The following is a 13,664-nucleotide window of genomic DNA, read 5'->3' on the forward strand; positions in this document are numbered from 1 at the left end:
GGCCGGGGTTTTATTTTGGGTGCGATCAATGTTGCCGGGCGCCATGGCCAGATTGGCAATGGCCATGACGGCGATTGAGCCCAAAAACAAACGCCGGCAAATGCTGCCGGCGTTTGTAGGGACTGCTTTAAGCGAAACGCTTAGGAATGTTGCGTTTCGACTTGCACCAAAGGTGCGTTTGACACGGGAGCAACGGTCTTGCGTTCGCGGCCCAGACGTACCGGCGCACGGTCGGCAGCGATGCGTTGCTGCGTTTGCGCAAGACGCTCTGGGTCGGTTTCCACCCACTTCAGGCCCGCGGCGCCGACCACGTCATGCAAGGCTTGGGCCGTAGGGGCGGCGGCCGGCATGACGATGGGCTGCGTAGCGGTTGCGGGTTCAGCGGCCGGCACGGGGTTGGTCACGGGTGCTTGAGAGACCGCCGAAGGCGCAGCCTGTGCCGGAACAGCCGGCTCGGCGCTGGGGGCCGGGGTGGCAGGCGTCGCTGAGGCGGTTTCCGGGGCCGTCTCAGTCGGCGCAGCGCCTTCGGCTGTTGGCGGCGTTACCGTTTCGGCTGCCGTGCTCACTGGCTGCGTCGATGCCGTTTCCACCGCGGCGGGCGTGATGGCAGCGACGGTCGACGGCGCGGCCTGTTCTACCGCGGTAGCAGCGGGCGTCACGGGTTCGGCCTGGGCGGGCGCTGTGTCCGTAGATTCCGTGCCGGCAGATTCGGCGTTGATCGACTCGGTGCTGGCAGGTTCGGTAACGGTGGACTCGGCAGGTGCGACAGGCGTTGCTGAGGCCGGCGTCGATGCGGACTCGGTGCTCGCCGGGGTTTCCGTCGGGCGGGGAGTCGTTTCGGCGTCCGTATCTGCCGTTTGGGTTAGCGAAGCGGCGCTGGCGGCTGCGGCAACAATGCCTGCCGTGGCGGCCTGCGGTTGTGCCACGGTGTCCACGTGTGTGTCCTGCGCTTGGGGGACGACGGCAGGCACGTCAGCCTGCGAGGCAACGGGTAAGATCGGTGTCACGACGGGTTCGGCCTGAGCTTCCGGGGAGGCCTCCGCGGTGGCATCGGCTTGATCGCCCGACTGCTCGTCGGCGCCTTGCAGGGTTTGTTCGTCCTGGCTGCGGCGGCCGCGACGGCTGCGACGACGGCGACGCTTGCGCTCCGGATCGCCTGTTCCCTCGGCGTTGTCGTCGCTACCGGGCAAGTCGTTGCGTTGGGTGTCGTCGGCGGTTGCTTCGATGTTGGCTCCGTCAGCGGACTGGGACGTGGCGGCTGCCTGGGATACCGCGGGAAGCCCGATTACGGCTGCGGCGCTTGCCACGGCGTTGTCCTGCTCGTTGACGAACGTATTGTCTTGCGAGTGGCTGTCATCGCGACGGTTGCGGCCTCGGCCACGGCGGTTGCGATTACCGCGCGGGGCGTCGTCTGCGGCGGCCTCGGCCGTCTGAGCGCGCTCGGCACCCGACGTGTCAAGATCGCGCGCATTGTCGCGTTCGGTACGTGCCGGGCGATCATTGCGGTCCTCTTGGCGACGGTTGCCACGGACGTGATGGCGGGCCGCGCCTTCGGCTCCATCCCCGTTGTCTGAGGTCGGACGTGCATCGTTACGGCGCTGACGATTGCGATCGGAGCCGTGGCGGTCACCGCGACGCTCCTGGCCGTCGTGGCCGCGTTTGCCGCGAGAGGCACCGTTGCGCTTGGGTTCTTCTTTGGTTTCGACCGGCGCGGCAGGGGGGGTGCTGCCACTCAGCCAGCCAACCAGGCGCTTGAACAGGTTACCCAAGCTGAAGCCGGACGATACCGGGGCCGCAGCGGGCGCGGCCGACACGGGGGCCGGTTGCGAGGGAGTAATGCCCTTGACCAGGGCTTCGGGGCGCGTCTTGACCTCTTGGTCGGTCGGCGTCCAGGCCATGTCGGTAGAGGGTGCCTCAGCAAGGTCGAAGCTGGTTTTGACTTCTTCGAGGCGCGGATCATCGTGCCGCAGGCGTTCGATGTGGTGGTGGGGGGTTTCCAGGTGCTTGTTGGGGATCAGCACCATGTTGACCTTGAGGCGGGCTTCCATCTTGGTGATGTCGGCGCGCTTTTCATTGAGCAGGAAGGTCGCCACGTCCACCGGCACCTGAGCGTGGAGCGCCGCGGTGTTTTCCTTCATGGCTTCTTCCTGGAGCAGGCGCAGGACTTGCAGCGCACTGGACTCGGCGTCGCGGATCACGCCGGTGCCGGTGCAGCGCGGGCAGGTGATGTGCGAACCTTCGTTCAGGGCAGGGCGCAGGCGCTGGCGAGATAGCTCCATCAGGCCAAAACGGGAGATTTTGCCCATTTGTACGCGGGCACGGTCGAAATGCAGGGCATCACGCAGGCGCTGTTCGACGGCGCGCTGGTTTTTGTTGTCCTCCATGTCGATAAAGTCGATGACGATCAGGCCACCCAGGTCGCGCAAGCGCAACTGGCGGGCGACTTCGTCGGCGGCTTCGACGTTGGTGCGCAGGGCGGTTTCTTCGATGTCCGCGCCGCGAGTCGAGCGAGCCGAGTTGACGTCTACCGCCACCAGGGCCTCGGTGTGGTCAATGACCACGGAGCCGCCCGACGGCAACTGCACCGTACGGGAATAGGCGGTTTCGATCTGGTGTTCGATCTGGAAGCGCGAAAACAGCGGGATATCGTCGCGGTAGCGTTTGACGCGCTGTACATTGTCCGGCATCACCACGCTCATGAACGCGGTGGCTTGATCGGCGATTTCGTCGGTGTCGATCAGGATCTCACCGATTTCGGGCGAGAAGTAGTCACGGATCGCCCGGATAACCAGGCTGGATTCCAGGTAAATCAGAATGGGCGCGGCGTTGTCGCGGGCGGCCGAGTCGATGGCCGTCCAGAGCTGCATCAGGTAGGACATGTCCCACTGGAGCTCTTCGACGTTGCGGCCGATGCCAGCGGTGCGGGCAATGATGCTCATGCCTTGCGGCACGTGCAGTTGCTCCATGGTGTCGCGCAGTTCCTGGCGATCCTCGCCTTCGACGCGGCGAGAGACGCCGCCGCCACGCGGGTTGTTGGGCATCAGGACCAGATAGCGGCCGGCCAGCGAAATGAACGTGGTCAGGGCGGCGCCCTTGTTGCCCCGTTCTTCTTTCTCGACCTGAACGATCAGTTCCTGGCCTTCGCGCAGGGCGTCCTGGATACGGGCGCTGCGTACGTCGACGCCTTCTTTGAAGAAGCTGCGGGCGACTTCCTTGAAGGGCAGGAAGCCATGGCGGTCTTCGCCGTAGTTGACAAAGCAGGCCTCCAGCCCGGGTTCGATGCGGGTGATGACGCCTTTGTAAATGTTGCCTTTGCGCTGTTCGCGGCCGGCGGTTTCGATGTCGAGGTCGATGAGTTTTTGCCCATCGACGATGGCAACGCGCAGTTCTTCCTGGTGCGTTGCATTGAACAGCATGCGCTTCATGAGTGGTGTTCTCCGTTGTCATGACGCGCCGATATCGGCGCGTGACCCCGGGTCACTCGGGCTGTGGACTGTAGCAGCGCTAGAAAATCAAACGTTAAACGGCGGCCGGGCTGCGCCCAGGCGGTGCCGCCGCCGTTTAGGCGGGCACATCGTGCCAGTAGGCACGGGGTTCTGTCAGCAGGAGAGTCAGTATCACTAAGTGTGGTTGACGGAAAGGGTTGCTGTGAACACAGGTGCGGCGAACGATCAGTCTGCACGCACCTGGTGCTTTAAAATTACGCGATATTCTTGCAGTGCTTCAGAGCCACTTGCGGCAGGCAACGACTCAGCCAGGACAGCGGGCAAAAAGTGCCACACCACCATCCGGCAGAGCGCGGTTGCGCCGGCGACCGAGAGACCCCGGAACTGAACCGGCAGGCGGCGGTACAATGACGGCCCACACGCTCGACGGAGACGCGTACCTGCATCTCTACGTCGGGCGGCTTGTTCAGCCCCGTTGTTCAGCCCCCGATGTTCAGCCCCTCAAGGCTGTCCCGATTATATGTCGCTTTCCGTAATGCGCAAAGAAACCCCCGCTTTTGCCAAAACCCCGCCCACCGTCCGCCTCGTAGAGGTCGACGCCGAGCACGAGGGCCAGCGCATCGATAACTTTCTGGTCCGCCTGTGCAAGGGGGTACCCAAGAGCCATATTTACAAGGCCATTCGCGGCGGCGAGGTGCGAGTAAACAAGGGACGCATTCAGGCCGACTACCGTGTCGCGACGGGGGATATCGTGCGCGTGCCGCCCCTGCGGCTGCCAGATCCCGGTCAACCCAAGCCCGTGCCCGGGATCGAGTTCCCCGTGGTGTACGAGGACGAGGCGTTACTGGTCATTGACAAGCCTGCGGGGGTCGCGGTGCATGGCGGCAGCGGAGTGTCGTTCGGTGTGATCGAGCAGCTGCGCGCCGCGCGTCCGGACGCGCGCTTTCTGGAGCTGGTCCATCGCCTGGATCGCGACACGTCGGGCTTGCTGATGATCGCCAAGAAGCGCAATGCGCTCCTGGCCCTGCATGCCATGCTGCGCGAAGGCAAGGGTGACAAGCATTATTTCGCGCTGGTCGAGGGTGATTGGGTCAACGACCGGCAGCATATTCGGCTGGCGTTGACCAAATGGACGACACAATCCGGCGAGCGGCGCGTGCGTCCCGATCCGGACGGGCAACCGGCTCACACCATCGTCACACTGCAGCAGCGCTTGGGGCGTTACAGTTTGGTTGACGCCGAGTTGCGCAGCGGCAGGACGCACCAGATTCGTGTTCATCTGGCGGCGAGCGGGTTCCCGATCATTGGGGATGATAAATACGGGACGGATGAGACACGGGCCGAGTTCGTGCGCCGCGGGTTCAACCGCATGTTTTTGCACGCTCACCAGTTGACCCTGCCGCATCCCCTGACCGGCGAAACCCTGAAGCTGGTCGCACCCCTGCCGCCAGCCTGCCAGAAGCTACTACAGCAGTTGGAGTCTCAATAAATATGTCGTCGTATTCGCTGGTGGTGTTCGATTGGGACGGAACCCTGATGGATTCCACGAATGGCATCGTGGCTGCCATTCAGGCGGCTTGTCGTGATATGGATCTACCGGTGCCATCCACATCGGAGGCGAGCTGGGTGATCGGCCTGTCGCTGGAAAGCGCGTTGCGCCGGGCGGTGCCCGATCTGACCCAGGCTATGGTGCCGCGTTTCCTGGAGCGCTACCGGACGCATTATTTGCTGCGGGACCCGGATCTGCGGTTGTTCGAGGGGATTGAGCCGTTGCTGGCGGATCTGGCAGGTCAGCAAATCCGCTTGGCGGTGGCCACCGGCAAGAGTCGCGTCGGATTGAACCGGGTGTTGGCCGCGACAGGGCTGCGCGACGTCTTTGACGCCACGCGCACGGCCGACGAAACATTCAGCAAACCGCATCCGGCCATGTTGAATGAACTCATGCGCGAGTTGGATGTCGAACCTGAACGCGTGATCATGGTGGGTGATACATCGCACGACCTTAATATGGCGGCCAATGCTGGCGTACATGGGTTAGGTGTCACCTATGGTGCTCATAGCCCACAGGAATTGCAGGCATGTACGCCCCAGGCTTTGGTCGACGATGTGGTCGCCTTGCGCGAGTGGTTGTTATCGCGCGTGAGTGGTTGAATTTAAGTCCTGGGCGTATTCTGTCGTAGTTCATTTGCTGCAATTTGCCCGTCGTGCGCCACACCGTGCGTAACGGTACGGCACCAGGAGAGCTTCGTCATGCTGATACGCAAGTCCGGCCCCGAGCCGCTGTCGTCTGAAATCACCCCCGAGGCGGTCTGGCAGTCTCGCCGCGAATGGATGGCGCGTGCCTCGATGGTCGCGGCGGCAGCCGGGTTGCCTGCCTGGGCGTCGCGTCGCGCGTTTGCCCAAGGCGCGGACGAGCTACCGGGTCAGCCCAGCCGCGAGTATTCGGTGATGGACAAGCCGACCGAGCTAAAAGACATCACGTCCTACAACAACTACTACGAGTTTGGGGTCGATAAAGACCAGCCGGCGGAAAATGCCGGCAAGTTGCAGACGCGCCCCTGGACCGTCTCGGTCGAGGGCGAGGTTCAGCATCCGAAGACCTTTGATATTGACACCTTGCTCAAGCTCGCCCCGCTTGAGGAGCGCGTCTATCGGCTGCGTTGTGTCGAGGGATGGTCGATGGTGATCCCGTGGGTGGGGTATTCGTTGTCGGCTTTGTTAAAGCAGGTGGAGCCCACGGGCAATGCCAAGTACGTCGAATTCACTACTGTCGAACAACGGGAAAACATGCCCGGCCTGCGTTACCCGGTGCTGGATTGGCCTTATGTCGAAGGGTTGCGGATGGATGAGGCGATGCATCCGTTGTCGCTGCTGGTGTTCGGTTTGTATGGCAAGGTCTTGCCCAACCAGAACGGCGCACCGCTACGTCTGGCAGTCCCCTGGAAATATGGCTTCAAATCGGCTAAATCGTTGGTACGCATTCGCCTGGTAGAGCGCCAGCCGACCAGTTCCTGGATGCAGGCCGCTTCTAACGAGTACGGGTTTTATGCCAACGTGAATCCCGATGTCCCGCATCCGCGCTGGAGCCAGGCGAGCGAGCGTCGTATTGGCGAAGGCGGTTTCTTCGCGCCCAAGCGTAAGACCGTCATTTTCAATGGTTATGCCGATCAGGTCGCCTCGCTGTACCAGGGGATGGACTTGAAGGCCAATTACTGAGGTTGCCGCACGTATGTCGCAATGGTCGGCGGTGGCGGTAGGGCGATTCAAACCAATATTGTTCATTGCGGGTTTATTGCCGTTTGCGCGTTGGTTCTGGTTGGGGTTTAACGATGGTCTGACGGCCAATCCACTGGAGTTCTTGACGCGATCGTCGGGTACGTGGGCATTGGTGTGTTTGCTGGTAACGCTGTCGATTACGCCCGTACGGCGGTTATTGAAGCAGCCCGCATTGGTGCGCTTGCGTCGCCCGTGCGGGCTGTTCGCGTTTTTTTACGGGGCTTTGCATTTCACCGCCTGGTTCTGGTGGGATCGCGGCCTGGATCTGGCCTCCATGGTGCAGGACATCGGGGAGCGGCCTTTTATTACCGTCGGTTTTGCCGCTTTTGTGTGTATGACCGCGTTGGCGGTGACGTCGACGAAGTGGGCAATGCGCAAGATGGGGCGCCATTGGCAAACCTTGCATCGCTTGGTGTATCTGATTGGAATCCTGGCCATCGTGCATTTGTGGTGGCACAAAGCGGGCAAGAATGATTTCGAGCAGCCGCTGATCTATGGAGCCATTCTGGCGGCGTTGTTGGGCTGGCGGCTTGTGTGGCGGCTCAGGCGCCCAGCAACACCATCACTCAGGCCCCCGGCAACGCCATCATGATGGCGGCGGTTTCTGCGTCTGGCCGCCCGTCGTAGCGGGCGGGTCTGTAGTGCATCTGAAACGCGGCGATCACATTTTGTGTGTCGCGATCCAGTCGGCCGTGTTGCGGCACCGCATAGCCCAGACGCGCCAATTGCTGCTGGAACCAGGCCACGTCGGGGGTGCCCTCTTGTTGGAGTGTGACCCAGTTTGAGGCAACCAGCGTCTCGTCATACCAGCGCCCGATGCCGGCCTGCGCCAGTTGTTTCCAGGGAAAGAGTGGTCCGGGATCGGTCTTGCGCTGAGGCGCGATATCACTGTGCCCCACGATATTCTCAGGCCGCACACCGTGTCGCGCGATCAAGTCTTGCAGCAACAATATCAGCGTCTGAATCTGAGGGGCAGCGTAGGGCTCCCAGCTTGTTTTGCCGCCCGGCAGGTCTTTGCGGCCGCTGTTGACCAATTCGATACCGATCGAGACGGGGTTTAGCGAGACTTGCTGATGCCAGCGGCTTTGTCCTGCATGCCAGGCGCTGCGCGTTTCGTCGACGAGGCGATAGATCTTAGCAGGCGTGTCGTTGGTGATCAGGTAGTGGGTGCTGACCTGGCCTTGTGACAGCAGCTTGAGTGAATCCTGGGCCGCGGTCTTGGTGTAGTGCAGCACGATATAACGTACCCGGCTGTCGTGGCTGACGGCGGTGATGGAGTCATCGATATGCAGCGTTGTGGGCGACGGCGCCTGGGTGCCGGTACATCCTCCCAGCGTGAGCGCGAGGCCCGCGAGAGTGGCCAGTCGTGCAAATAGCCGGGAGGATAGGTATCGAATCATGCGCGTTGAGCGAGATACAGGAACAGCGTGGGCTGCTTGTCCAGGTCGGGGGCGGGTGCTTTTTTCCAGTCGCTGATGCTGTAGGTCCGTACCCACTCTTGGTCGGTGGTCAGCGACCGGGCGACACACAGTCGCGTGTCGCCACGCAGGGCCGAGAGCAGGGTAGCAAACATGGCCGCATTCCGGTAGGGCGTTTCGATCAAGAGCTGGGTCTGGTGGTGACGGGCGGAGTGTTGCTCCCAGGCTCGTAATTGTTTGGCGCGCTCGGCCGGGTCTACCGGGGCGTAACCATGAAAGGCAAAGCGCTGTCCGTCCAGGCCGCTCGCCATCAGGCCCAGCAAAATAGATGATGGACCCACCCAGGGCCGCACAGGGATATCCAGCCGATGGGCGACGGCGACGACAGTTGCGCCGGGGTCGGCCACCGCCGGGCACCCGGCCTCGGAAACCAGGCCAATGTCTTGTCCGTCGCGCATAGGCCTGAGCCATTGCTCGATCTGGCCGACATCCGTCTTGGGCCCTAGTGTATGGATGGTGATCTCTTGCAGCGGGCGGACTGTGCCGATTTGCTTCAGAAAGGCACGCGCCGTCTTGGCGTTTTCAGCGACGTAAGTATCCAGCGTACCGGCCAGGGCGCGGGCATCCGCGGGCAGCCAGCGCTCGGGGGCGGAAGGTCCCAGACTGACGGGAATGAGGTGCAGGGTGCCGCTCATTGTGAGGTGTCCTTGGTGGCGTGGAGGCTGGCCGCGTGGGTGAGCGGATCCAGGCCAAACGTCATCAGCATACGCGTCAACGCGATCAGGGGCAGGCCGATAATGGCCGTGGGGTCGTCGCTGCGGATGGATTCCATCAGCGCGATGCCCAGGCTTTCCGCTTTGGCGCTGCCGGCCGTGTCGTAGGGCTCCTCGGCCCGCAAATAGGCATCGATCATCGCATCGGGAAGCGGGCGAAAGCGGCAGAGCGTGATCACGCCGGTTTTTTCGACACGCTGGCCGTCGGTCACGGCCAGAGCGCTGTGGAATTCCACCGTGTGGCCCGCGAGGGCTCGTAGTTGGGCCCGGGCACGGTCAAAGTCGCCCGGCTTGCCGATGGGGCTCCCATCGATAGTGGCAACCTGGTCAGAACCAATTACGATAGAGCCGGCGTGATTGGCGGCCACCGCCATAGCCTTGTCGACAGACAGGCGCAGGGCCAATTCGGCGGGGGATTCTCCTGGGCGGGGCGTTTCGTCGACGTCCGGAGAAATCGCCTCAAATGGCAGTCGCAGTCGCGACAGTAATTCCCGGCGATAGGGGGAGCTCGAGGCCAGGATCAGGCGAGGGGGTAATTTGGGCATGCGTTGTTTGACGGTTGGGCGTAAGTCACAGTATTATCTAACGTTTTGCGGGATTTTTGCACGGCACGGGGTTACGTCGGGTTTATGCCCGGGGTTTTAAACCGGGGTTCACGCCCGGGTTCACGCCCGGGTTCACGCCCACTCGGTCGGCATAGTTCAAACCAGAGTACGGAGTTCGCATGAGCAACAAAGAACGGGCAGGGGCGGCGGCGTCGCGCAGGTCCGTGTCGGCGGATACCGTGGTCGATGCGTTTGCGCTCGCCAGGCAGGGTGGTGTGGCTCAGGGCACGGTGCCGCTGGTACGGTTGTCCCGGGTTGTCGAGGGCTTGCCCGAACAGCCCGCGGGCGAGGCCGGGCTGGTCAGGTGGTCGGTCCAGGGCGAAACCGGCAAGGGCGTAGCCAGGACTGCCATCGCGTCGGGACAGCCGCTCTTGCATCTGCATGTGCAGGCTCATCCTGTTGTGATCTGTCAGCGTTGCAATATCCCGTTTGCTTTTGCAGTAGATTCCCGGGCAGTATTGCAGTTGGTCAAGTCGGAAGACGAGCTCGACGACGATCTGTCCTTTGACACGCAAGACCCGGAAGACGCGGATTTACTGCCCGAAAAGGTCGTAGGTTCGCATCGTTTTGACCTGTTGGCCCAGGTCGAAGACGAGCTTATTTTAAGCATTCCATTTGTGCCCAAGCATCCAGTATGCCCGGGCGCGCAGGCCGAGGACGGCGACGCGCAACACGCGTTGGCCACCAAGCGTCCGTCGCCGTTCGCGGTGCTCGAACAACTAAAGCGTAAAGATTAGATCAACTTCGGGTCGCATCGCGTACAATGCGGCCCGTCTCTAGGAGTCATCATGGCTGTTCAACAAAACAAGAAGTCCCCCTCCAAGCGCGGTATGCACCGCTCGCACGATTTTCTGGTCAACCCGCCGACCGCGATCGAGCCCACCACTGGCGAAAACCATTTGCGTCACCACATCAGCCCCAACGGCTTTTATCGTGGCCGCAAGGTTCTCAAGACCAAGGCCGACGAATAAGTCGCTGCGGACGCACACTTTGCACTCAAGGCAGCCGCTGAACTGCACCTGTGATACGCATCGCTATTGACTGCATGGGCGGCGACTTCGGTCTGCCCGTCACGATTCCGGCCGCGATCGAGTTCGCCCGGCAGTTTCCCGATTCCCAGTTGTTGCTGGTCGGGCTGCCTGACGCTATCGAGGCGGCGTTGGCCGAGCACCGCAACGTCCCGCTTGATCGCCTGGAGATCGTCCCTGCTACCGAGGTTGTCGCTATGGACGACCCCGTAGAGGTCGCCCTGCGTCGCAAGAAAGACTCGTCCATGCGCTTGGCGGCCCAGGCCGTCAAAGATGGCCGCGCTGATGCCTGCGTTTCAGCGGGTAATACCGGCGCCTGGATGGCGATTTCGCGCTACGTCCTCAAAACGCTGGATGGCATCGATCGTCCAGCTATCGCCACGTCTATTCCCAATCAGACAGGCAGGGCGACGACAGTCCTTGATCTTGGCGCCAACGTGGATTGCACGGCCCAGCATTTGCTTCAGTTTGCCATCATGGGCGTGGCGTTGACCCAGGCGGTCGACCACCGCGATAACCCGTCGGTGGGTCTGCTGAACATCGGCGAAGAGGTCATCAAGGGCAACGAGGTCGTCAAAGAGGCCGCGGAGCTGCTGCGTAGCAGCCCCCTGAACTTCTATGGCAACGTCGAAGGCAACGATATTTTCAAGGGCACCGTCGACGTTGTCGTCTGCGACGGTTTCGTTGGCAATGTCGTGCTCAAATCCGTCGAAGGCCTGGCTAAAATGCTGTCCAGCGTGATCCGCCAGGAATTCAAGCGTAACCTGGTCACGCTGTTGGTTGGCGCTATCGCCAAGCCCGTCCTGAATCGTCTGCGTAATCGTGTCGATAACCGTCGCTACAACGGCGCTGCCCTGTTGGGATTGCGCGGCGTGGTGATCAAAAGCCACGGTTCTGCGGATGTCTACGGGTACGGATTCGCTTTGCAACGCGCACGCGAGGCTGTGATCAGTAAACTCCAGGAACGCACTGCCGAGATCGTGGCGCTGATCAATCAGCGTGTCCAGATGGGTGAGGCGGCTTCCAGCGCACCCGAAGTATCGGGGAATACGGTTTGATGGGTAACGCAATGACATATGCCATGATCGTTGGCTCGGGTAGTTTTTTGCCAGAACGTATCGTGTCCAACGATGAGTTGGCTGCCGAACTGGCAACGCGCAATATTTCCACGTCCGACGAATGGATCGTCGAGCGTACAGGCATACGCCAGCGCCATTTGGCCGAGCGCGGCGCGACGACCAGTGAGTTGGCGACCGAGGCTGCCAAACGCGCATTGGCTGATGCCGGCGTGCAGGCCGCTGATGTTGATCTCATCATCGTTGCGACCTCGACTCCCGATTTTGTGTTCCCGAGCACCGCTTGCCTGGTCCAGGCCAAGCTGGGCGCCAAGGGCGGCGCTGCCTTTGATGTGCAGGCGGTCTGTAGCGGCTTCGTTTATGCGCTCAGTACGGCCGACGCCTTTGTACGGGCAGGGCGTGCGCGGTGCGCGCTGGTCATCGGCGCCGAGGTTTTCTCCAGGATTCTCGACTGGAGTGATCGCGGCACATGTGTCCTGTTCGGTGATGGAGCGGGCGCCGTCGTCCTCAAGGCTTCTGACCAGCCAGGCATCCTGGCGGCGCAGTTGCATGCCGATGGCTCGCAGACCAATATTTTGTGTGCGGCCGGCAATGTGGCTTATGGCAGTGTCGTAGGTGACCCGTTCTTGCGCATGGATGGCCAGGCGGTGTTCAAGCAGGCCGTCACGGTGCTGGATCGTTCCGCTCGAGATGTGTGCGCCGAAGCAGGCATCGAGGTATCGGACGTCGATTGGCTGGTCCCTCATCAGGCCAATGTCCGTATTTTGAATTTCCTGGCACGCAAATTGCACGTCCCGACTGAAAAGGTCGTGATTACCGTCGATTCGCATGCAAATACCTCCGCAGCCAGCGTACCGTTGGCGCTGGACGTCGCCCGTCGTGACGGTCGGATCAAGGCTGGTCAACTGGTGTTGATGCAAGGCGTGGGCGGCGGTTTTACCTGGGGTTCGGTACTGGCCCGGATGTAGCGCCGCACTCTTTGTGCCCTGTTTATGCCGTGCTCGGCGACAGGGTTTGCGATAGCTCGATGTCGGGTATCCTCCCAATTCTGAAATCAGTTGATGCATTTATCATGAAAATCGCGTTTGTCTTCCCTGGCCAAGGGTCCCAGTCTGTTGGCATGCTCGATGCCTGGGCCGGCAATGCCGCCGTGGCCGACGCCTTGGCACGTGCGGATCAGGCGCTGGGCCAAGACCTGAGCGCGTTGATCGCGTACGGACCGGCCGATCAACTCAACCTCACCACCAATACCCAGCCAGCCATGCTGACGGCAGGCGTGGCTGTGTTCGCCGCGTGGCGCGCCGCGGGCGGGCCGTTGCCCGCCATAATGGCCGGTCACAGCTTGGGCGAATACGCGGCCTTGACGGCGGCGGGTGCACTGACCCTCGAAGACGCCGTACGTCTGGTGCGTGTGCGCGCCGACGCCATGCAGGCAGCCGTGCCGGTGGGTACCGGCGGGATGGCGGCCATCCTGGGGCTGGACGACGACGCCGTACGTGACGCGTGTGCACAGGCCGCTCAAGGCGAAATCGTCGAAGCGGTCAATTACAATGCGCCCTCGCAAGTCGTCATTGCGGGCCATAAGGCGGCGGTCGAGCGTGCTTGCGAGGCGGCCAAGGCTGCGGGCGCCAAGCGTGCTTTGCCGTTGCCCGTGTCGGCTCCCTTTCATTCCAGCTTGCTGCGTCCTGCCGCCGAGGTGCTGGCAGGGGCACTGTCCCAGGTAGCTATCGCGGCTCCGCAAGTCCCCGTCGTCAATAATGTCGACGTGGCCTCGCCCGCCGAGCCTCAAGCCATCCGGGATGCATTGGTGCGTCAGGCATGGCATCCTGTGCGCTGGGTCGAAACGTTGCGCGCCATGAAAGCCCAGGGCGTGACGCATGTGGTTGAATGTGGTCCCGGCAAGGTACTGACAGGCTTGACCAAGCGCATTGATGGCGAGTTGATCGGGCTTTCGATCACCGATCCGGCTTCGCTCGAGGCGGCGATGGCGACCTTGGGGTAGGTTTGAGGCCGGTTTCGGCACCCACCTAAAAGACCGCCAT

Annotated in this window: 13 protein-coding genes; 9 read left to right on the forward strand and 4 right to left on the reverse strand. The window is 62.1% G+C overall.

Features of this window, described 5'->3' with window-relative positions:
• Positions 1 to 140: 140 nt before the first annotated feature.
• Entirely contained in the window at positions 141 to 3,425 is a 3,285-nt protein-coding gene (locus ACNAZS_RS14285) for an Rne/Rng family ribonuclease (RefSeq protein ID WP_415790383.1), read from the reverse strand.
• Positions 3,426 to 3,966: 541 nt separating this feature from the next.
• Here ACNAZS_RS14285 and ACNAZS_RS14290 point away from each other — a divergent pair.
• From ACNAZS_RS14290 to msrQ, 4 genes are all read left to right on the forward strand, one after another.
• Entirely contained in the window at positions 3,967 to 4,935 is a 969-nt protein-coding gene (locus tag ACNAZS_RS14290) for an RluA family pseudouridine synthase (RefSeq protein ID WP_415790385.1), read from the forward strand.
• Positions 4,936 to 4,937: 2 nt separating this feature from the next.
• The gene (locus tag ACNAZS_RS14295; RefSeq protein WP_415790387.1) at positions 4,938 to 5,597 is read left to right on the forward strand and encodes an HAD family hydrolase; all 660 of its coding nucleotides are present in this window, start codon (positions 4,938 to 4,940) and stop codon (positions 5,595 to 5,597) included.
• A 99-nt stretch (positions 5,598 to 5,696) separates the two neighbouring features.
• Positions 5,697 to 6,662 (forward strand): protein-methionine-sulfoxide reductase catalytic subunit MsrP, encoded by a 966-nt coding sequence (gene msrP, locus ACNAZS_RS14300; RefSeq protein WP_415790389.1) that lies wholly within the window; start codon positions 5,697 to 5,699, stop codon positions 6,660 to 6,662.
• A 13-nt stretch (positions 6,663 to 6,675) separates the two neighbouring features.
• Positions 6,676 to 7,314: a protein-methionine-sulfoxide reductase heme-binding subunit MsrQ gene (msrQ, locus tag ACNAZS_RS14305; protein ID WP_415790391.1), complete on the forward strand. Its 639-nt coding sequence runs from the start codon at positions 6,676 to 6,678 to the stop codon at positions 7,312 to 7,314.
• Here msrQ and ACNAZS_RS14310 read toward each other — a convergent pair.
• The 3 genes from ACNAZS_RS14310 to ACNAZS_RS14320 are packed head-to-tail and all read right to left on the reverse strand — an operon-like array spanning position 7,289 to position 9,458.
• The gene (locus ACNAZS_RS14310) at positions 7,289 to 8,122 is read right to left on the reverse strand and encodes an N-acetylmuramoyl-L-alanine amidase (RefSeq protein WP_415790393.1); all 834 of its coding nucleotides are present in this window, start codon (positions 8,120 to 8,122) and stop codon (positions 7,289 to 7,291) included. The two genes, msrQ and ACNAZS_RS14310, sit on opposite strands and share 26 nt — an antisense overlap.
• Positions 8,119 to 8,835 (reverse strand): SAM-dependent methyltransferase, encoded by a 717-nt coding sequence (locus ACNAZS_RS14315; RefSeq protein WP_415790395.1) that lies wholly within the window; start codon positions 8,833 to 8,835, stop codon positions 8,119 to 8,121. Before ACNAZS_RS14315 ends, ACNAZS_RS14310 begins: the two co-directional genes overlap by 4 nt.
• Positions 8,832 to 9,458 (reverse strand): Maf family nucleotide pyrophosphatase, encoded by a 627-nt coding sequence (locus tag ACNAZS_RS14320; protein ID WP_415790397.1) that lies wholly within the window; start codon positions 9,456 to 9,458, stop codon positions 8,832 to 8,834. Before ACNAZS_RS14320 ends, ACNAZS_RS14315 begins: the two co-directional genes overlap by 4 nt.
• A 179-nt stretch (positions 9,459 to 9,637) precedes the next feature.
• Between ACNAZS_RS14320 and ACNAZS_RS14325 the strand changes: the two genes are divergently transcribed.
• The 5 genes from ACNAZS_RS14325 to fabD all read left to right on the forward strand — a co-directional run bounded on the left by ACNAZS_RS14325 (position 9,638) and on the right by fabD (position 13,624).
• Positions 9,638 to 10,255: a YceD family protein gene (locus ACNAZS_RS14325; protein WP_415790399.1), complete on the forward strand. Its 618-nt coding sequence runs from the start codon at positions 9,638 to 9,640 to the stop codon at positions 10,253 to 10,255.
• Between the two features lie 51 nt (positions 10,256 to 10,306).
• A complete protein-coding gene (rpmF, locus tag ACNAZS_RS14330) occupies positions 10,307 to 10,489 on the forward strand; it encodes a 50S ribosomal protein L32 (protein ID WP_094820226.1) in 183 nt (60 codons plus the stop codon).
• A 50-nt stretch (positions 10,490 to 10,539) separates the two neighbouring features.
• Complete coding sequence (plsX, locus tag ACNAZS_RS14335; protein ID WP_415790402.1) at positions 10,540 to 11,604, forward strand: phosphate acyltransferase PlsX; 1,065 nt, start codon at positions 10,540 to 10,542, stop codon at positions 11,602 to 11,604.
• Complete coding sequence (locus ACNAZS_RS14340; protein WP_415790404.1) at positions 11,604 to 12,590, forward strand: beta-ketoacyl-ACP synthase III; 987 nt, start codon at positions 11,604 to 11,606, stop codon at positions 12,588 to 12,590. The genes plsX and ACNAZS_RS14340 overlap by 1 nt, the downstream gene beginning before the upstream one ends.
• 104 nt (positions 12,591 to 12,694) lie before the next feature.
• Entirely contained in the window at positions 12,695 to 13,624 is a 930-nt protein-coding gene (fabD, locus tag ACNAZS_RS14345; protein ID WP_415790406.1) for an ACP S-malonyltransferase, read from the forward strand.
• Positions 13,625 to 13,664: the final 40 nt, after the last annotated feature.

This window comes from Bordetella tumulicola (assembly GCF_965138755.1).
Taxonomy (GTDB): Bacteria; Pseudomonadota; Gammaproteobacteria; order Burkholderiales; family Burkholderiaceae_B; genus Bordetella_A; species Bordetella_A tumulicola.